At 62.4% G+C, this 17,819-nt stretch carries 15 protein-coding genes; 8 read left to right on the forward strand and 7 right to left on the reverse strand.

Annotation, left to right across the window (positions count from 1 at the left end; genetic code table 11):
• Positions 1–5 precede the first annotated feature (5 nt).
• Positions 6–1,244 (reverse strand): Zn-dependent hydrolase, encoded by a 1,239-nt coding sequence (locus HELO_RS15925; RefSeq protein ID WP_013333675.1) that lies wholly within the window; start codon positions 1,242–1,244, stop codon positions 6–8.
• Positions 1,245–1,633: 389 nt separating this feature from the next.
• On the opposite strand from HELO_RS15925, the gene HELO_RS15930 reads away from it, so the two are divergent.
• The 5 genes from HELO_RS15930 to HELO_RS15955 all read left to right on the forward strand — a co-directional run bounded on the left by HELO_RS15930 (position 1,634) and on the right by HELO_RS15955 (position 7,606).
• Positions 1,634–3,037 (forward strand): aminotransferase, encoded by a 1,404-nt coding sequence (locus tag HELO_RS15930; protein WP_013333676.1) that lies wholly within the window; start codon positions 1,634–1,636, stop codon positions 3,035–3,037.
• A gap of 192 nt (positions 3,038–3,229) precedes the next feature.
• Entirely contained in the window at positions 3,230–4,573 is a 1,344-nt protein-coding gene (locus tag HELO_RS15935) for a Na+/H+ antiporter NhaC family protein (protein ID WP_013333677.1), read from the forward strand.
• Positions 4,574–4,581: 8 nt separating this feature from the next.
• Positions 4,582–5,694, forward strand: coding sequence for an agmatine deiminase (gene aguA, locus HELO_RS15940; protein WP_013333678.1), 1,113 nt, complete (start codon positions 4,582–4,584; stop codon positions 5,692–5,694).
• 463 nt (positions 5,695–6,157) lie between these two features.
• Positions 6,158–7,171 carry an LLM class flavin-dependent oxidoreductase gene (locus HELO_RS15950; protein ID WP_013333679.1) on the forward strand — a complete coding sequence of 338 codons (1,014 nt, stop codon included), beginning with the start codon at positions 6,158–6,160 and terminating at the stop codon, positions 7,169–7,171.
• Between the two features lie 69 nt (positions 7,172–7,240).
• On the forward strand, positions 7,241–7,606 hold the full coding sequence (locus HELO_RS15955; protein ID WP_013333680.1) for a hypothetical protein: 366 nt from the start codon (positions 7,241–7,243) through the stop codon (positions 7,604–7,606).
• A gap of 32 nt (positions 7,607–7,638) precedes the next feature.
• On the opposite strand, the gene HELO_RS15960 is transcribed toward HELO_RS15955, so the two are convergent.
• Positions 7,639–8,400 (reverse strand): ion transporter, encoded by a 762-nt coding sequence (locus HELO_RS15960; protein ID WP_013333681.1) that lies wholly within the window; start codon positions 8,398–8,400, stop codon positions 7,639–7,641.
• A 153-nt stretch (positions 8,401–8,553) separates the two neighbouring features.
• Positions 8,554–9,507, reverse strand: a complete 954-nt coding sequence (locus HELO_RS15965) for a LysR substrate-binding domain-containing protein (RefSeq protein WP_013333682.1) — start codon at positions 9,505–9,507, stop codon at positions 8,554–8,556.
• 107 nt (positions 9,508–9,614) lie between these two features.
• Here HELO_RS15965 and HELO_RS15970 point away from each other — a divergent pair, with 107 nt between their 5' ends.
• Positions 9,615–10,730, forward strand: coding sequence for a cellulase-like family protein (locus HELO_RS15970; RefSeq protein WP_109637517.1), 1,116 nt, complete (start codon positions 9,615–9,617; stop codon positions 10,728–10,730).
• 88 nt (positions 10,731–10,818) lie between these two features.
• On the opposite strand, the gene HELO_RS15975 is transcribed toward HELO_RS15970, so the two are convergent.
• Together HELO_RS15975 and pobA are read right to left on the reverse strand one after the other, a co-directional pair.
• On the reverse strand, positions 10,819–11,604 hold the full coding sequence (locus HELO_RS15975) for a M48 family metallopeptidase (RefSeq protein WP_013333684.1): 786 nt from the start codon (positions 11,602–11,604) through the stop codon (positions 10,819–10,821).
• 186 nt (positions 11,605–11,790) lie between these two features.
• Positions 11,791–12,978: a 4-hydroxybenzoate 3-monooxygenase gene (gene pobA, locus HELO_RS15980; RefSeq protein WP_013333685.1), complete on the reverse strand. Its 1,188-nt coding sequence runs from the start codon at positions 12,976–12,978 to the stop codon at positions 11,791–11,793.
• Positions 12,979–13,129: 151 nt separating this feature from the next.
• On the opposite strand from pobA, the gene HELO_RS15985 reads away from it, so the two are divergent.
• Both HELO_RS15985 and HELO_RS15990 read left to right on the forward strand, forming a co-directional pair.
• Positions 13,130–14,044, forward strand: coding sequence for a helix-turn-helix domain-containing protein (locus tag HELO_RS15985; protein WP_013333686.1), 915 nt, complete (start codon positions 13,130–13,132; stop codon positions 14,042–14,044).
• A 190-nt stretch (positions 14,045–14,234) separates the two neighbouring features.
• Positions 14,235–15,143, forward strand: a complete 909-nt coding sequence (locus HELO_RS15990; protein ID WP_013333687.1) for an MBL fold metallo-hydrolase — start codon at positions 14,235–14,237, stop codon at positions 15,141–15,143.
• A gap of 117 nt (positions 15,144–15,260) precedes the next feature.
• Here HELO_RS15990 and HELO_RS15995 read toward each other — a convergent pair whose 3' ends face one another.
• Together HELO_RS15995 and HELO_RS16000 are read right to left on the reverse strand one after the other, a co-directional pair.
• Positions 15,261–16,712, reverse strand: a complete 1,452-nt coding sequence (locus tag HELO_RS15995) for an aldehyde dehydrogenase (protein WP_041602199.1) — start codon at positions 16,710–16,712, stop codon at positions 15,261–15,263.
• 49 nt (positions 16,713–16,761) lie between these two features.
• The gene (locus tag HELO_RS16000) at positions 16,762–17,781 is read right to left on the reverse strand and encodes a TRAP transporter substrate-binding protein (protein WP_013333689.1); all 1,020 of its coding nucleotides are present in this window, start codon (positions 17,779–17,781) and stop codon (positions 16,762–16,764) included.
• Positions 17,782–17,819 lie beyond the last annotated feature (38 nt).

The raw sequence follows: 17,819 nt of genomic DNA on the forward strand, positions 1-17,819 counted from the left end.
TGTTATCAGGACGCGCGGTTGGCGCGCTCGACAATGGCATCGCAGAGCACCTGGGCACCCGCAGCGCAGTGTTCCGGTGTGGCGTATTCGGCCTCGTTGTGGCTGATGCCGTCGCGACAGGGCACGAAGATCATGGCCGTCGGCGCGACCCGAGACACATAGACGGCATCGTGGCCGGCACCGCTCATCATGCGACGATGGGGCTGTGCCCGCTCTCGAGTGGCCCGCTCCACGGCGGCGACGCACTCGGGGGCGAACTCGACCACCGGAGAGGCCCAGATCCGCTCCTGGGATACCGTCACGCCGAAGCTCTCGCCGACCTCGACGAGCAACCGCTCGAAGCGCTCCTGCAGGGCATCCAGCTCGCTCTCCACCACGTGGCGCAGGTCGATGGTCAGCGTCACTTCGCCGGGCACCACATTGCGCGATGCCGAGACGATATCCAGGCAGCCGCAGGTCACCTTGGTGTCGCCGCTTTCGTCGGCCAGGGCATGGGTCTGCAGCCGGTCGATCAGGCGCGCCGCCGCGGCCAGGGCATCGCGTCGATAGCGCATAGGAGTGGGGCCGGCATGGGCCGACTGTCCCGAGAGGGTCACGTCGAACCAGCGCATGCCCTGGACGCCAGTCACCACGCCGATGGTCTCGTGTTCTTCCTCGAGCACCGGGCCCTGCTCGATGTGCAGCTCGAAGAAGCTGTCCAGGCGAGGTTCGCCAACCGGCGACTCGCCGGCATAGCCACAGGCATCGAGGGCCTCGCCGAATGTCACGCCGTCGCGGTCCTCGCGGGCCAGGGTCGACTCGACGCTGAACGCACCGGCATAAGTGCCGGAAGCGACCATGGCCGGTGCGAAGCGGCTGCCTTCCTCGTTGGTCCAGACCACCAGCTCCAGCGGTCGCTCGGTGACGATGTCCTGATCCGCGAGGGTACGGAACACCTCGAGCCCGGCCAGGACGCCGAGGATGCCGTCGAAGCGACCGCCCTTGGGCTGGGTGTCCAGATGACTGCCCATGGCCACCGGATCGAGGTCGTCGCGCTTGCCGGCGCGGCGGATGAAGAGGTTGCCGATGCGATCGACCCGCCAGGTGCAGCCGAGCGACTCGCACCAATCGAGCAGCAACCGCCGGCCGGCGGCGTCTTCTTCGGTCAGAGCAAGGCGGCAACTGCCGCCGTTCGCGGTGGGGCCGATCTCGGCCATGGCCATCAGGCTGTCCCACAGCCGCTGGCCATCGATGGAAATCGTCATGGTGAGCCTCTTCGGTCGTTGTTAGGAAGGCACCGCATCAATCCCTGCACATGCAAGTCACTTCGTTACGCGGTGCTGGTGCGCCAGCTCGGTCAAAAGCTCGCCTCTCCCACTGTCGAGAGGCGCCGGGGACAGGTCGAAGAGGAGGTCTTTTGCCATGGATGGCAAAAGTAGCGCCCATGGAAGGGTTCACAGCGCCTCCTCGGAGACCTGTCGACGGTTCAGCCTCCGAACGACAACGCAAACGGCGGCCTGGCGATCAGAGGCCACTGAGTGCAGTGAAATCACCTTACGAGGGCTCGAGCCGAGACCGATATACCCCAATGAGGATATGTTCGCCGACCGTCGGGGCTGGCTAGGCTGGCCGACACTCGACAGGAGGTATTGCCATGACCACAAGCACAACGCGTACCGAGCTCGGCGCCCAGACACTGTGGCGCCAGGACCGTGACCATTTCATCCATCCCTTCACCGATTACAGCACCTTCCATGAACAGGGCTGCGATCTGATCACCGACAGCGACGGTATCTACGTGCAGGATGCCCACGGCAACCGTTTCATCGATGGCATCGCCGGCCTGTGGTGTGTCAATGTCGGCCACGGTCGCGCAGAGATCGGCCAGGCCATGGCCGATCAAGCCACGCGGATGGCCTACTTCTCGACCTTCAACAACCTCTCCAACGCACCGGCCGCCGAGCTGGCCGCCAAGCTCGCCGAGCTGGCGCCGGCCCACCTCAACCATGTCTTCTACAGCTGCGGTGGTTCGGCGGCCAACGACGCCACCATTCGCCTGGTTCACTACTACTTCAACCGCCTGGGCAAGCCGAGCAAGAAGCGCATCATCTCGCGCAACAACGCCTATCACGGCACGACCTACATGGCCGCGACCCTGACCGGCATCGCGAGCAACAACTGGGAATTCGACACCCTCGATCACCTGGTGACCCACCTCAGCGAGGCGAACTGCTATCGTCGCCCCGAGGGCATGAGCGAGGCCGAGTATTGCGACCACCTGGTGGCCGAGTTCGAGGAGACGGTCGAACGTATCGGTGCCGACAATATCGCCGCCTTCATTGCCGAGCCGATCATGGGCGCCGGTGGCGTGCTGGTGGCGCCCGAGGGGTATCATGCGCGCATGCAGGCGGTATGCCGCGCCAACGACATCCTCTTCATCGCCGATGAAGTGGTGACCGGTTTCGGTCGCCTGGGGCACTTCTTCGCCTCGGAGAAGGTGTTCGACACTCAGCCGGACATCATCAACTGCGCCAAGGGACTTTCCTCGGGCTACGCCCCGCTGGGCGCGACCCTGATCTCCGACGAGCTCTTCGAGGTACTGGGCACGCCCCAGGGCAAGGGCGGCGTATTGAGCACCGGCTTTACCTACTCGGGCCACCCGGTGAGTTGCGCGGCGGCGCTCAAGAACATCGAGATCATCGAGCGCGAGGACATCTGCAAGAACGTTCGCGAGGTGGGCCCCTATCTGGAGGAGCGGCTCAAGACACTGTCGCACCACGCCACCGTCGGCGACGTGCGCGGCAGCCACTTCATGATGTGCCTGGAAAACGTGGCCGACAAGGCGACCAAGGAGCTGCTGCCGGTCGATGCGCGCGTCGGCGACCGGGTCGCCTTCGAGGCGCAGCAGCGCGGCCTGATCATCCGACCGGTCGGGCACCTCAACATCGTCTCTCCCCCGCTGATCTGGACTCGGGAAACCGTCGATCGCGTGGTGGACATCCTCGACGAGGCCTTCGCTGCCACGACCGAATCGCTGCGCGAAGACGGCTTCCTCTGAGAAGGCCCGATTTATTGCTGCGCTCGGGCCCTTGATGAAGAGAGCTGGCCGCCGGCGGTGCTCGCAATCCTCATTGAGCAAACTGTCAACTCCGGTTGCTGTGCTCCGGCGGCGGCCAGCCTCTCATCGCTTACGACATAAATCAGTACCTTCTCAACAGACAACCACCACAACGACAATAGAGATCGACCCATGGAAACCTATGGCGCCTGGAGCCTGATTCCCACACTGGTGGTGCTGGGAATGGCCATCCTGACACGACGCACCATCGAATCGCTGCTGACCGGCTGCCTGGTCGGCCTGTTGATGACCGATCCCATCCATGTCGTCTCCCGGGGCTCGGACATCCTGCTCGGCGTGCTCGGCAACGACACCGTCACCTGGATCATCCTGGTCTGCGGCCTGTTCGGCAGCCTGATCGCCCTGCTGGTCAAGACCGGCGGCGTGCTCAGCTTCGGCGATACCATGACCCGACGCATCCACAGCCGTTCCCAGAGCCTTCTGACCACCTGGTTCCTGGGACTGATCATCTTCGTCGACGACTACCTCAATGCCCTGACCATCAGCGCCTCGATGAAGAAGATCACCGACCGCTTCGGCATCTCCCGGGAAAAGCTGGCCTATATCGTCGACTCGACGGCCGCGCCGATCTGCATCCTGGTGCCCTTCTCCACCTGGGCGGTGTTCTTCGCCGGCCTGCTCGAGGAGAACAACGTGACCGGCAACGGCATGAGCCTGTACATCGACGCCATCCCCTTCATGTTCTATGCCTGGGTGGCCGCCGCCATCGTGCCGCTGGTAGCGCTGGGCTGGGTGCCCAACCTCGGCCCGATGAAGGCCGCCGAGGCCCGCGCCAACGCCGGCCAGCCGATGCCCGACGGGGTCGACGACGACGCCCTGGAAGTCGACGAGAACAAGCCGCGTCCTCATCTCCTCAACTTCCTCGTGCCCATCGTCACCCTGATCTTCTTCACCTGGTACTTCGACATCGACATCCTGCGTGGGGTGATCGTGGCGCTCGCGGTGACCCTTACGCTGATCCTGTCGCAGCGCCTGTTGAGCTTTCACGAAACCTTCGACACTGCCCTGGAAGGCTTCAAGGCCATGATCATGCCGCTGGGCACCCTGGTCGCGGGCTTCGCCCTCAAGGACGTCAACGACGTGCTGGGCCTCACCGACTTCGTGATCGGCACCGTGCAGCCGCTGATGACGGCCGGGCTACTGCCGGCAGTGGTCTTCATCACCATGGCCTTCCTGGCCTTCGCCACCGGCTCCTTCTGGGGGCTGTTCGCCGTGGCAATGCCCATCGTGCTGCCACTGGCGGAGAGCGTTCAGGCCGACATGCCGCTGGTAGTCGGTGCCCTGATCTCGGCCAGCGCCTTCGGCAGCCATGCCTGCTTCTACGGCGACTCGACAGTGCTGTCCGCCCAGGGCAGCGGCTGCTCGCCGATGGCCCATGCCCTCACCCAGTTACCCTATGTACTGATTGCCGCCGCCATCGCCACCGTTGTATTCCTGACCGTCGGTTACCTGTGAGAGAGCCCATGACCACCATGACATCCTCCGCCACTCCCGCTGCCCTCGGCTTCTCCATGCCGGCCGAGTTCGAGCCCCATGACGCCTGCTGGATGCTGTGGCCGCAACGCCCGGACAACTGGCGCTATGGCGCCAAACCGGCCCAGCAAGCCTTCGTCGAGGTCGCCACGGCCATCGCCGAAAGCGAGACGGTCTTCGTCGGCGTCAACGACGAGCAATACGAAAACGCCCGCAATCAGTTGCCCGACAACGTTCGCGTGGTGGAGCTTTCCAGCAACGACGCCTGGATGCGTGACGTCGGCCCGACCTTCCTGACCCACCCGGATGGCCGGCTGGCCCTGGTGGACTGGGAGTTCAACGCCTGGGGCGGGCTCGAGGGCGGGCTCTACTTCCCCTGGGACAAGGATCGCCGCATTCGTACCAAGATCGCCGAGATGCTCGGCGTGACGCGCTTCGAAGCCTCGGTGGTACTGGAAGGCGGCGCCATCCACGTGGATGGCGAGGGCACGCTGATCACCACCGAGGAGTGCCTGCTCAATGCCAATCGCAACCCGAATCTCTCACGGGACGACATGGAGCAGGTCCTGCGCGATACCCTGGGGGTGGAAACCATCATCTGGTTGCCGCGGGGCTGCTATCTGGACGAGACCGACGGCCACGTCGACAACCTGTGTTGCTTCATCGCTCCCGGCCAAGTGGCCCTGAGCTGGACCGACGACCCGGCCGATCCCCAGCACGCCATCTCCCGTGAGGCCCTGGCGATTCTGGAACAGGCCCGGGATGCCAAGGGGCGACCGCTCGAAGTGCACAAGCTGCCCCAGCCCGGACCACTGACCATCGATGCGGACGAAGCCAGCGGCATCGACCGACTCAGTCACTCCCATCCGCGCCGGCCCGGCGATCGCATGGCCGGCTCCTACGTGAACTTCTACATCGGCAATTCGGTGGTCGTGATGCCGCTGCTCGATCCGGCAAGGGACGACGAGGCCAGGGCCATCATCGAGAAGCTGTTCCCGACACGCCGCGTGATCGGCGTGCCGGCCCGCGAGATCCTGCTCGGCGGTGGCAACATCCACTGCATCACGCAGCAGCAACCTCGGGGACATCGCGGCCAGGCATGACAAGGAGAGCGACGGCCACGCTTCTCACAGCACCAGGTGGAGGATCAGCGCCGTCCCGCCCACCAGCAGGGCGGTGATCACGGCCAGCGTCACGATCCGATCCAGCCAGCGATCGAAACACGCCCAATCGCACCGCAACCGTCGGCTCGGCGCATGCCGCCGAGTCGCACCCGTTCGCTTGCGAGTCCGCGACATCCCCGCCATTGTGCTTCCACCCCCTTGAGCGCCCGCGTCACATCGCGCGACCGCCGTCATCCCTGTGGCCAATCTCGCCATCCTGGCGAAGAAATACGCCAATATCATGAGTATAAATAAACGTACGATGCATGACATGCTCGCCGCATCTCTTGTCAGCAGCATCGTACGTGCGAATTGCCCCTCCAAATCGTAGCCGGCCTGTTGTTTCTTCCTGGTGTCGCCCTCACCTACAAAGAAAGCATGCTAATTTTTGGAGCCTTACCCCATGCCCCGACTAGCCGACACGCCCCTCTCCGTACTGGACCTGGCCCCCATCCGGCAGGGCGGCAGCGCCGCCGACAGCTTCGCCGAGAGCGTCGCGCTGGCCCGCCTGACCGAACGCCTCGGCTTCACCCGTTACTGGGTCGCCGAACACCACAGCATCGATGGCATCGCCAGCGCTGCCACCGCCGTATTGATCGGACACCTGGCCGAACGAACCTCGCATATCCGCGTGGGCAGCGGTGGCATCATGCTGCCCAATCACCCGCCCCTGGTGATCGCCGAACAGTTCGGCACCCTGGAAACGCTCTACCCGGGCCGCATTGACCTCGGCCTCGGGCGTGCCCCGGGCTCCGACGGCGCCACCATGGCCGCCATGCGTCGCGACCCGCGCGCCGGCGTCGACGACTTCCCCCAGCGCCTCGAAGAGCTGCGCGGCTTCCTCGACGACGAGCGAACCGACCAGCGCGTGCGCGCCATCCCCGGTCAGGGCACCAAGGTGCCCATCTGGCTGCTCGGCTCCAGCGACTACAGCGCGCGGCTGGCCGCCCGCGAAGGTCTGCCCTTCGCCTTCGCCGCCCAGTTCGCCCCGGCCCAGTTGCACGATGCTTTGCGACTGTATCGCGACAACTTCCAGCCCTCCTCGGTACTGGACGCTCCCTATGCGATGGTCGGCCTGCCGGTGGTCGCCGCCGAGAGCGACGAACAGGCAGAGTTCCTCGCCTCGACGGCTCGCCAGAAGTTTCTCGGCATGATTCGCGGTCGCCGCACCAAGGCCCTGCCGCCAGTAGAACGACTCGACTGGTCTACCCTGGAGCAGGCACAGGTCGAGCAATTCTTCGGCGCCGCGGTCATCGGCGGCCCCCAGCGCGTCCATGACGGCCTCGAAGCCTTCCTCGACGCCACCGGTGCCGACGAGCTGATGATCCACACCGACGTCTACGCACAACAGGATCGCCTGCGCAGCTACGAAATCCTCGCCGAACTCTGGCAGACTGGCCGCACGGAACATTCATGAAGCGACGCTTTCCAAGTGGCAGTCATTCACGGCACGGTCGCGATGCGACCGGCCACCATGGAGATTCCCATGTCCAACCCCAATGACCCGCGCAGCAACGCCGCCTGGCGCGCCGCGCAACAGTGGCAGCAGCGTGCCCGCCAGGCCAAGCCCGGTGGCAATGTCAGCGGTATCAAGCTGCTGTTCACCTGGCTGTTCTTCGGTGTGATGATGATCATCGGCACCGTGATCGGCCTGGTATTCCTGCTGATCGGCTGGGCCATGCTGCCCTTCCTGCGTCACCGCATGAAGAAACGCATGGAAGCCATGCGCGCCGACCAGGCCCAGGATATCGGCGGAGGAACCTACCGCGAGCCCCGCTCGAACGACAGGGCGCGGGACCATCAGGTGCTCGAAGGCGACTACGAGACCCGCGACGACCGCTCGAACTCCTGATTCGGCCTGTGGTGAATGCAGTCAGCCCCTGATCAACGCTCGCCGGAGGGCGGATCACGCTCATCCCTGAGGGCCGCGACCTCCTGGCGAAGCGCCTGGATCTCGCCATACAGGTCGCGGATCAACTCACGACTGGCGCGGTGCTGACGCGCGTTTTCGTCATCCTGCTCCTCGACGAACAACGAGCCGACATAGGCGGCGAAGCTGCCGAACATGCCAACCCCGGCGACCATCAACATGGCCGCCACGATACGTCCCAGGGTGGTGATCGGATAATAGTCCCCATAGCCCACGGTGGTGACCGTGACGAAGGCCCACCACAGCGCCTCCTCGGCGGTGTCGATGCTGCTCTCCGGGTTGGGCCCTTCCACCATCAGGATCGTCATGGAACCGAAGGCCACCAGCAGCAGGGTCGCCGTGGTGACCGAGACGAAGAACCCTTTGGCGCGGTTGCGGAACAACAGTCGCCAGATCATGTGCAGCGACTTGATCGCCCGCAGCAGACGAATCACCTGCACGACCCTTACCAGGCGACCGGCGAACAACCAACCGGCGGGGATGCTCGCCAGCAGATCGATCCAGCCCCAACGCATGAAACGCCACTTGTCGCGTGCGGCCCGAAAGCGAATACAGAAGTCGGCCAGGAAGAACAGGCAGACGAACAGGTCGATGTAGTGCAGCAGTTGCGACATCTCGGGCGACAGATCGAACAGCACATCCGCCGCCAGCGCGCCGAGCACATAGATCGACAGCACCAGGATCAATAACTGGAAGGGGGATAGATGATCATCCATGGACGACTACCGAGTTGCGAACACAAGCCTTCGCCACCTTAACCGGCCATGTCGGGCTTGTCGCCCCGGCAAGGCCAGGTGGCCACTCATCCAGACACGATACACACGCTCATGGCACGTGGATCATGCCGGAATTCTCATCGGCTCTCCGTCTCATGCATCTTCTCCCCCGATGCTGACATCCGATGCCATGACCCGACTTTCGGCCTCATTCACCAACCATCTTCGCAGAGCCTGAATACCAGGATCTTTGCTATTGCGATGCGGATAGACCAGATGATAGGCATACTCATCTGCCACGCTGACACCGATGTCGAATAATCTCACTAGACGCCCCTGAGCCAGATCATTCTCGATCAGTGCCAATTCAACCAATCCAATGACATTGCTATCGACGACGGCCTGCACCACATGGCTTGAATCAGTAAAAGCCATACATCGGCTATCATCGAAATCATCGATGCCCGCAGCGGCCATCCAGGTCGACCAACTCGGCCAGATCATGTCGTCAGTCTGACAGTCGACATGGCAGAGAGTGTGGTATACGAGGTCTTTCGGCTCTTTCGGATTATCGCCAGCTTCCATCAGTTTTGGACTGCACACCGGGACAACATCAGTAGCGAATAAGCGCTCCGAACACGCCCCTGTGTAACGTCCCTTGCCGAAACGAATGGCAGCGTCCACATCGTCCAAGTCGAAGTCCCGTACTCGATCCGTAATATCGAACGTCAGCTCCAGGCCAGGATTCGCTTCCCGAAAACGCGACAGGCGGGGCAGAAGCCAGTGAGTGGCAAACCTTGGTCCCAGAGAGAGGCGTACATGAGCAGAGCCCCGAGCCACTTTTCGAGCGCGGTTGGCAGCCTGGTGCAAGTTATCCAGCGCATCGCCAACCGCCTCGAACAGAACAGTGCCAGCGGGTGTGAGTTGAATTCTGCGACTGGTGCGCGTGAAAAGCACAGTGCCAAGCTGGCCCTCGATCTCCTTGATCTGGGCACTGACGGCCGCCGGGGTCAACCCCAGCTCTTCGGCGGCACGGGTGAAGTTCAGATGTCGCCCGGCTGCTTCCAACGTCCTGAGCGCTCGGGTACCAGGGAGCATTCGCTGCATATACTTTCAAATTATTCTTAACAGTTCATCGAAAACTACTCGTTTCACAGCTCCAGCGCAATGGATCACAGTGCCTTTGTCGATTGATCTGCTAAAGGAGCTTTACGATGTTGAAGTCCAAGCTGACACATCCGCTTGCGATCGCCATGTGGGATTTCTCCTGGCTGGAGCGCCGCTGGCCTGGTGCTGGCTACGAGGATTGGGGCAAGGTTCTGGATGAGCTGAAGGAACGGGGCTACGACGCTGTCCGCATTGATGCCTATCCCCACCTGATTGCCTCTGACCCCGCGCGCGAATGGGAGCTGCTGCCGGTCTGGAGCCAGCATGACTGGGGAAGTCCCGCGCCAACCAGGGTCAGAGTGCAGCCGGCCCTGAACGAGTTCATCGGTCTATGCGCGGAACGGGGGGTGAAGGTCGCGCTCTCGAGTTGGTTCCGGCAGGACGAGAACGACGTAAGGATGCACATCAAGTCCCCGGAAGATCTGGGACAGATCTGGAAGAGAACCCTGGATACCATCGCCGAAGCAGGATTGATGGATAGCATCCTGTGGGTCGACCTCTGCAACGAGTGGCCGGTGCCCTTGTGGGCCCCATTCCTGAAATTCGCCTCTGAGGGTATTGATGGAGTACCGTCTCGTACCCAACCAGATATCAGGAAATGGATGGCAGATGCCATCTCCATACTCCGACAAGCCTACCCCAGTCTTGATTATTGCTTTTCGTATACAGGGGAATACACGAACTGGCGAGAACAGGACGTTTCTTTCATGGACCTTCTAGAGCCGCATATATGGATGGCCCAGGAAGAAGTGAGTGACTTTGAACCGAGAATGGGGTTCGACCTCGGTAAAGCAGGCTTCGATCCGGCAATGTACGACATCCTGGCCCGAAAGGCTGAGCCCCTTTATAGGGAGAACCCTGATCATTGGAAAAGTTGTTTGAAGGGCGGTATCGACCTATTGGCCGAATGGTCCCGCGAGACGGGAAAACCTTTAATTACCACTGAAGGCTGGGCCTTGGTTGCCTATAAGGATTGGCCCCTGCTGGATTGGGAATGGGTCAAGGAGCTGTGCGCATTCGGCGTAGAGGAAGCATCGAAGACCGGCCGCTGGATGGCGCTTTCCACTAGTCATTTTTGTGGTCCTCAGTTCGTGGGCATGTGGCAGGACATTGAGTGGCACAAACGCCTGACCGACTTGATCCACCAAGGCCACATTGAGTAAGTCTCAATGACATGAGTCGGGGCTATCTCATTCAGCCCCGGCTTGTCTGCCCTGTTACCGTCCCTGCCCTTCCCCCGGTGGAATAGCCTCACGCACAGAACGAAGGCGCCGCCGTTTCACGGATGTCTCCTGCCTCCGGCAGGTGTTTCTGCAACAGCTCGATACGCGACTCATGTGCTGGGTGGGTCGACAGGAATTCCGGAGGCTGGTCGCCCCCGGCGGCGGCCATGTTGCGCCACAGCGCCACGCTCTGGGCGGGATCGAAGCCCGCCTCGGCCATGATCATCAGCCCCATCAGGTCGGCCTCTTCCTCATGGGTGCGACTGAAGGGCAAGGCGATGCCCAACCGAGCTCCTATACCCAGCGCACGCTGCAACGGTTCCTGAGCAAGCTCGCCCTCGCCCAGCAGGCCAACCAGCAGCAACGCCGCCTTGATGCCCAATTGCTGGGTCATGCGCTCGTTTCCATGATCGGCCAGCACATGCCCGATTTCGTGCCCGATCACCGTCGCCAGTTGAGACGGTGATTCAGCCACCCTCAACAGGCCGGCATGCACACCGATGCGACCACCCGGCAAGGCGAAGGCATTGGGAGACGAGCGATCGAAGACCACCACCTGCCAGTCGTCGGGCATCTCCGCCTCCGGATACCGGCGACGCGCCGCGGCCACCAGAGCCTCGGCCACGCATTCCACCCGCCGATTGACCGTGGCCCCGGTGGCGATAGGCCCCTGCTGGCGCATCTGTTCGAAGGCATCCGCCCCCATCTGCGACATCAGCGTATCGGGCACCAGCGCCAATTGCTGACGACCGGTGGGCGTCTGATCGCAGCCGGTCAGCAGCACGCCCAGCAGGATACCCAGCCATATTCGCATCACGTTTCCTCAGCTCACGGATGAGGCCCGAACCAGCCCCCGACGTTCGCCATGGTCTCCCTATCCGGCCGAAGATGTCACGCACCGCTGCAATTCGATCCAGCACACGCATGTTCGGCTGACAGCGGGAAAAGATGCTTCGGGCCTCGATCTTCGCGAATGACATCGCTGAATGCTCGGTCCTGGCTATTCCAGCGACTCGTAGGGCAGGCCCACATAGTTCTCCGCGATGGTGGTCAGGCCCGCCTCGGAGCCGGTCACGTAATCGAGCTCGGCCTGCTGCATGCGGCTGCCGAAGTCTTCCTCGTCGGAGAACTTGTGCAGCATCGAGGTCATCCACCAGGAGAAACGCTCGGCCTTCCAGATACGCCTCAGGCAGGTGCGGGAGTAGTTCGGGATCAGGTCGGTGCGACCCTCGTGGTAGACCTTGACCAGCAGCCGATAGAGGCTGTTGACGTCGCTGGCCGCGAGATTGAGCCCCTTGGCCCCGGTCGGCGGCACGATATGCGCAGCATCGCCCACCAGGAAGAGCCGGCCGTACTGCATGGGCTCGACAACGAAGCTGCGCAGCGGCGCTATGCTCTTCTCCAGGGAAGGACCGGTGACCAGTTTCGCCGCCACGTCCTCGGGGACGCGACGCTTGAGCTCTTCCCAGAAGCGCTCGTCCGACCAGTCCTCTACCTTCTCCTCCAGCGGCACCTGAAGGTAATAGCGACTGCGAGTCTCGGAGCGCATGCTGCACAGCGCGAAACCGCGCTCGTGACGGGCATAGATCAACTCGTCGGCGACCGGCGGTGTATCGGACAGCAGCCCCAGCCAGCCAAAGGGATAGACGCGCTCGAATTCCTTGATGCGATCCTTGGGAATCGACTCGCGCGACACGCCGTGATAGCCATCGCAGCCCGCCACATAATCGCAATCGAGGCGCTGCGTTTCGCCGTGCTTGTCGACGAAGGTGACATAGGGGCGTTCGGTGTCGAGATCGTGAGGCTGGACGTCATCGACTTCATAGAGCGTCGTGCCACCAGTGGCCTGGCGCGCCGCCATCAGGTCGCGGGTCACCTCGGTCTGGCCGTAGACCATCACCTGCTTGCCGCCGGTCAGGCCGGCCAGGTCGATACGCACCCGACGGTTGTCGAAGGCCAGTTCGACACCGTCATGAGGCAGGCCCTCGGCATCCATGCGTTCGTCGACGCCAGCCTCGCGCAGCAGGTCGGCCATGCCCTGTTCCAGCACTCCGGCACGAATACGGCCAAGCACGTATTCCCCTGAGCGGCGCTCGAGGATGACGTTGTCGATGCCCTGGCGCTGCAGCAACTGTCCCAGCAACAGGCCCGAGGGCCCGGCACCGATGATGGCGACCTGTGTCTTCATGGGAAGTCCTCCCCCGGCAATGGTGGATAATTCTATGGCTTGCATTTTTCAATGAAGTGCTTGCCCGTATAAGGCAATATCCACATCACCATTTGGACATTTCCGGCATTTGCTACCTACATTGGTCGTAGGCCCACCGCCAGGACGCCCCATGCCCGACTCTCTCGTGCCCGTTTTCCAGCTCTATGGCGAAACACGCCAGTGGCCGACCCCCGACCTGCTGCACTGCGAATCGATCCCCGAGCGCAGCCGTCGTCATGACTGGCGCATTCGACCACATCGCCATGCCGACCTCTGCCACCTCCTGTATCTCGCCGAAGGCCGGGTGACCCTGGAACTGGAAGGTGGCGGTCGCTCTCTCGAGGCCCCACAGCTGATCGTGGTGCCGGCCATGAGCATTCATGGCTTCCACTTCTCGCCGGATACCCAGGGTCACATCATCACCCTGTCGCGGCCGCTGGTCGAAAGGCTGCAAGCCCGCCTGGACAGCCAATCCGGCGTACTGTCGAAGCCCGATGCCCATGCGCTGAGCACGACGCGGCACCATGGGCGCATCGCTACCCTGGTCGAGCAGATCGACGACGAGTATCGCCATCCCGCCCAGGGACGCTCGCACCTGCTGGAAGCCCTGATGGAAGCGCTGACCATCGAGACGGCCCGACTGGCCGAGACGGCCGCCCGGCAACCGTCCCGCGCGCGCCCTCGCCAGCGGGACAAGGCCAGGGAGCACCTGCAGGCCTATCAGACGTTGATCGAAGCTCAGTTCAGCCAGCAGCCCGGCATCGAGCATTTCGCCGAACAGTTGGGTGTGACCAGCGCTCACCTCAACACGCTCTGCCGGCGCCTGGCCGGACGCAGTGCCCTGCAATTGCTCCATGAACGACTGCTGCTGGAAGCCAAGCGCCAGCTCACCTATACCAACCTGACCATCGGCGAAGTGGCCGAAGGCCTGGGATTTTCCGAGCCGGCCTATTTCACGCGCTTCTTCAAGCGACTCACGGGACTGCCGCCCAAGGACTTCCGCCGACGCCAGGAAGCCGATGCGGCGGATCGCAAGCAACAATAGGCCGGCTACTACCGTGTTTCTCTCATAGCACTGCCCATCAAGGTGCCACCCCACACGTTCGTCGAATTGCAGGCCGTTCCACGCTTGCTAGGATCTTGGTCGAAGAGCAAACAATAGTTCGCATAATGAACACAACGCCCTCTTCGGCCCACCCTCATGCTCTGGACGTCGTCTCCAGAAGGAACAGCCCATGAAGAAATGCATCCTCCCGCTGGCACTGCTCGGCCTATCGGCGGTCGCTTCTCACGCCGCCCTCGCGAATACCCAGGTCATGATGCTGGGAACCGGCACCCCCGTCCCCGATGGAGAACGAGCCGGCTCGGGCATTGCCGTCATCCACGACGACGAGGCGTATGTCTTCGATATCGGCCCGGGCGTCGTGGAGCGGGCGACCCAGGCAGCCGAACGCTTCGATATCGAGCCGCTGACTCCCATCAACATCGATCACCTCTTCCTGACCCATCTGCACAGCGATCACATCCTGGATTTCCCCGAGCTGCTCGGCACCTACTGGTGGCGCCGCACCGATCAGCTTCAGGTCTTCGGTCCCGAAGGCACCCAGGCGATGAGCGAAGGCGCCTATTCCATGCTGGCCGACGACACCGAGACTCGCCTGAAAGACAAGAGCCCGGTGACCAATCCCGATGCGGCCTATGCCGACGTCACGGAAATCACCGGCGCCGGCACCGTGTTCGAGAAAGACGATATCAAGGTCGAGGCCTTCCCCGTTTCCCATGGCGACTGGGACAAGGCCTATGGCTACAAGGTCACGACACCCGACAAGACCATCGTCATTTCCGGCGACACTTCGATCAACGAGGAAGTCCAGCGCCAAGCCGCGAACGCCGATATCCTGATTCACGAGGTCATCAGCCGCCGCGGTTGGGAAGAGCTGCCGGAGCAATGGCAGGCCTATCACCAGTATGCCCATACGCTGACCGACGAACTCGCCGAGCTTGCCGGTGTAGCCGAGCCGGACCTGCTGGTTCTCTACCATGTCCTGCATTATGGGGCGCCGATCGAGTCGGTTCTCGACGAGGTTCAAAGCCAGTACGACGGCGAGGTGGTCCTCGCCAATGACCTCGACCTCTTCCAGTGAGGATCAGCACTCACACGAATGCCGGGCAACGCCATGAGCAGAAGCCCTGCCCGGTAAACACCAGAAGCCGCGTGGCCGACGCCGTCGAAGATACGGCATCGGCCCCCGCCTTCGGCATCAGATCGGATAGTGACGCGGGCCGAGCTGGACCGTCATCCAACGCAGCTCGGTGAATTCCTCGATCCCTGCCCTGCCGCCAAAGCGTCCATACCCGCTGGCCTTGACGCCACCGAAAGGCATCTGTGGTTCGTCGTGCACCGTCGGGGCATTGATGTGGCAGATACCCGAGCGAATGCGTCCGGCCACTCTCATGGCCCGAGCGGTATCGCGGCTGAATACCGCCGCCGAGAGGCCGTATTCACTGTCGTTGGCCACGCGCAGGGCCTCTTCCTCACCACCGACACGAATCACGGCCACCACAGGCCCGAAGGACTCCTCGGCGTAGAGCCGCATCCCGGACGTCACCCCGTCGACCACGGTAGCGGGCATGATCACCCCTTCCGCCTTGCCGCCGGCAGCGAGGCGAGCTCCCTGAGTCACGGCGTCGTCCAGCATGCCATTGAGCTTTTCGCCGATTCCGGCATCGATCAGGGTGCCGAGCTCATTGGCCGAGTCGCGAGGGTCGCCTGCCTTGAGGGTCGAGGCCCGGGCAGCCAGTTTCTCGACGAAGGTGTCGGCCACCGAGTCATCCACGATGAGACGCTCGGTGGACATGCAGATCTGCCCCTGGTTAAAGAAAGCACCGAAGATCGCCGCATCCACGGCGGCATCCAGATCGGCATCGTCGAGCACCAGCAAGGGAGCCTTGCCGCCGAGCTCCAGCAGTACCGGCTTGAGATGGGAAGCGGCCTTTTCGGCGATGATCTTCCCCACCCCGGTGGAACCGGTGAAATTGATCCGGGCCACGGCCGGATGGGCGATCAGGCTCTCCACCACGTCGGCGGCATTCGCCGGGTCATTGGTGATGAGGTTGACCTCGCCGTCGCCGAAACCTGCCTCCTGCAGGGTCTCGGCGATCAAGTGATGCGTGGCCGGACACTGCTCTGAGGCCTTGAGGATGACACTGTTGCCGCACGCCAGGGGCGTGGCGATGGCGCGAGTGCCCAGGATGATCGGCGCATTCCAGGGGGCAATGCCCACGACCACACCACAGGGCACCCGCACCCCCATGGCGAGGCTGTCCGGTACGTTCGAGGGAATCACATCGCCTTGAACCTGGGTCGTCAGAGCCGCCGCCTCACGCAACATGCCAACTGCGACCGAGACATTGAACCCGGCCCAGCCGGGCGTCGCTCCGGTTTCGTCCACCATGCGCTCGACGAACGCCGCCTGGCGGGCCTCCATCAGCTCGGCTGCCTTGAGCAGCTTGAGACGCCGCTCCTCGGGGCCGCTCCGAGAATAGGTCTCGAAGGCTCGACCAGCAACATCGGCAGCCTCGCGAGCATCCTCGACGCTCGCCGCCGCAGCACGGGTCACCACATGGCCGGCCAGGGGATTGGCGCGTTCGACGGTGGCATGGTTCGATGCGGGGCGCGACTGCCCCCCGATCAAGAGTTCGATTGCCTTCATGATGTTTCCTTTGCTTGTCACTAGGTGCTGTCTCTCGGGGAACGATTGATCACGCCTGGCAACGCTCACCAAGAGCCAATGCCTTTTCATAGACATCGCCGACGTCATCGAGGCCACGCTCCTCGAGGCTTTGCAGATAGTTCCGGGAGCCCTGCTTCAAGGGTGCTGCCCAGTCAGGGTCAGACAATGGGTCTTCGACGACATGGATGGTATCCCCCTGCGCAACCGCTTCTTCGCGCCCCTTCCTATCGAGTTCATCGAAGACCCGGCCTGCCACTCTGGACCACTTCATACCACTGTTTTTGTCGATCACGTTCTGCATATCCGACGAGAGGTCATCGTAAGAAGACTGGCTCATCGTGGCCACAATGGCACCAGCGTAATAAGGAAGTTCAAGATGGTAATTCACCAATTCATTGATACGAAATACCGTCATTGCTTCCCATGGAAAACTCAAGCCATCCATCACACCACGCTGCAACGCAGTATAAATGTCTGGCGCAGGCATGCCCAATGGCTGGGCCCCCATACTTGACAGCATTTCTCCCGCCACCGAGCTGGGTCGACGAATACGCAGGCCCTCCAGGTCACCAGGCTTCTGAATCTCAGCGTCTTGACTATGAAGGTAGGCGGGACCTGTAGTGAACAGAAACAGCACGCGAGTATCGGAATACTCCTCGGCGATGTCCCCCTCATCATACAGCGTCTGCAGAATACAGGATCCCTGCGATGCGCTGCTGACTACACCAGGTAGCTGTACGATCTCGGTCAGGGGAAAACGCCCCGCCGTATAGCCTTGCAACGTAACGGCAATATCGGCGATACCATTTGCTGCCGCCTCATAGGTCTTACCTGCCTGGCTCAAGGTCTGTGAGGGATAGATTTCTACATTGAGCTGACCGTTCGAGTCTTCTTCGACCTGCTTGGCCCAATCCTGGAATATCTTCTTGTTGACGACCGAACCAGCCGGCCACAGGTGAGCCATACGCAAGGTGGTTTCTGCGAAGGCCGAGCCGCACACTCCTAATGTTGACGCAACCAAGAGTAGAGATGATATCGCGAATTTCATGGGCATCCTCTTTTGTCATTTATTAGTCTTTCCCATTG

This window comes from Halomonas elongata DSM 2581 (assembly GCF_000196875.2).
GTDB classification, from domain to species: Bacteria; Pseudomonadota; Gammaproteobacteria; order Pseudomonadales; family Halomonadaceae; genus Halomonas; species Halomonas elongata.

Coding starts and splice junctions, on each gene's coding strand:
- HELO_RS15975 (WP_013333684.1), bottom strand. CDS start 11,604: ATGCGAATATGGCTGGGTATCCTGCTGGGCGTGCTGCTGACCGGCTGC.
- HELO_RS15965 (WP_013333682.1), bottom strand. CDS start 9,507: ATGCAGCGAATGCTCCCTGGTACCCGAGCGCTCAGGACGTTGGAAGCA.
- HELO_RS15995 (WP_041602199.1), bottom strand. CDS start 16,712: ATGAAGGCAATCGAACTCTTGATCGGGGGGCAGTCGCGCCCCGCATCG.
- HELO_RS15925 (WP_013333675.1), bottom strand. CDS start 1,244: ATGACGATTTCCATCGATGGCCAGCGGCTGTGGGACAGCCTGATGGCC.
- HELO_RS15990 (WP_013333687.1), top strand. CDS start 14,235: ATGAAGAAATGCATCCTCCCGCTGGCACTGCTCGGCCTATCGGCGGTC.
- HELO_RS15935 (WP_013333677.1), top strand. CDS start 3,230: ATGGAAACCTATGGCGCCTGGAGCCTGATTCCCACACTGGTGGTGCTG.
- HELO_RS15960 (WP_013333681.1), bottom strand. CDS start 8,400: ATGGATGATCATCTATCCCCCTTCCAGTTATTGATCCTGGTGCTGTCG.
- HELO_RS15930 (WP_013333676.1), top strand. CDS start 1,634: ATGACCACAAGCACAACGCGTACCGAGCTCGGCGCCCAGACACTGTGG.
- pobA (WP_013333685.1), bottom strand. CDS start 12,978: ATGAAGACACAGGTCGCCATCATCGGTGCCGGGCCCTCGGGCCTGTTG.
- HELO_RS15955 (WP_013333680.1), top strand. CDS start 7,241: ATGTCCAACCCCAATGACCCGCGCAGCAACGCCGCCTGGCGCGCCGCG.
- HELO_RS15950 (WP_013333679.1), top strand. CDS start 6,158: ATGCCCCGACTAGCCGACACGCCCCTCTCCGTACTGGACCTGGCCCCC.
- aguA (WP_013333678.1), top strand. CDS start 4,582: ATGACCACCATGACATCCTCCGCCACTCCCGCTGCCCTCGGCTTCTCC.
- HELO_RS16000 (WP_013333689.1), bottom strand. CDS start 17,781: ATGAAATTCGCGATATCATCTCTACTCTTGGTTGCGTCAACATTAGGA.
- HELO_RS15970 (WP_109637517.1), top strand. CDS start 9,615: ATGTTGAAGTCCAAGCTGACACATCCGCTTGCGATCGCCATGTGGGAT.
- HELO_RS15985 (WP_013333686.1), top strand. CDS start 13,130: ATGCCCGACTCTCTCGTGCCCGTTTTCCAGCTCTATGGCGAAACACGC.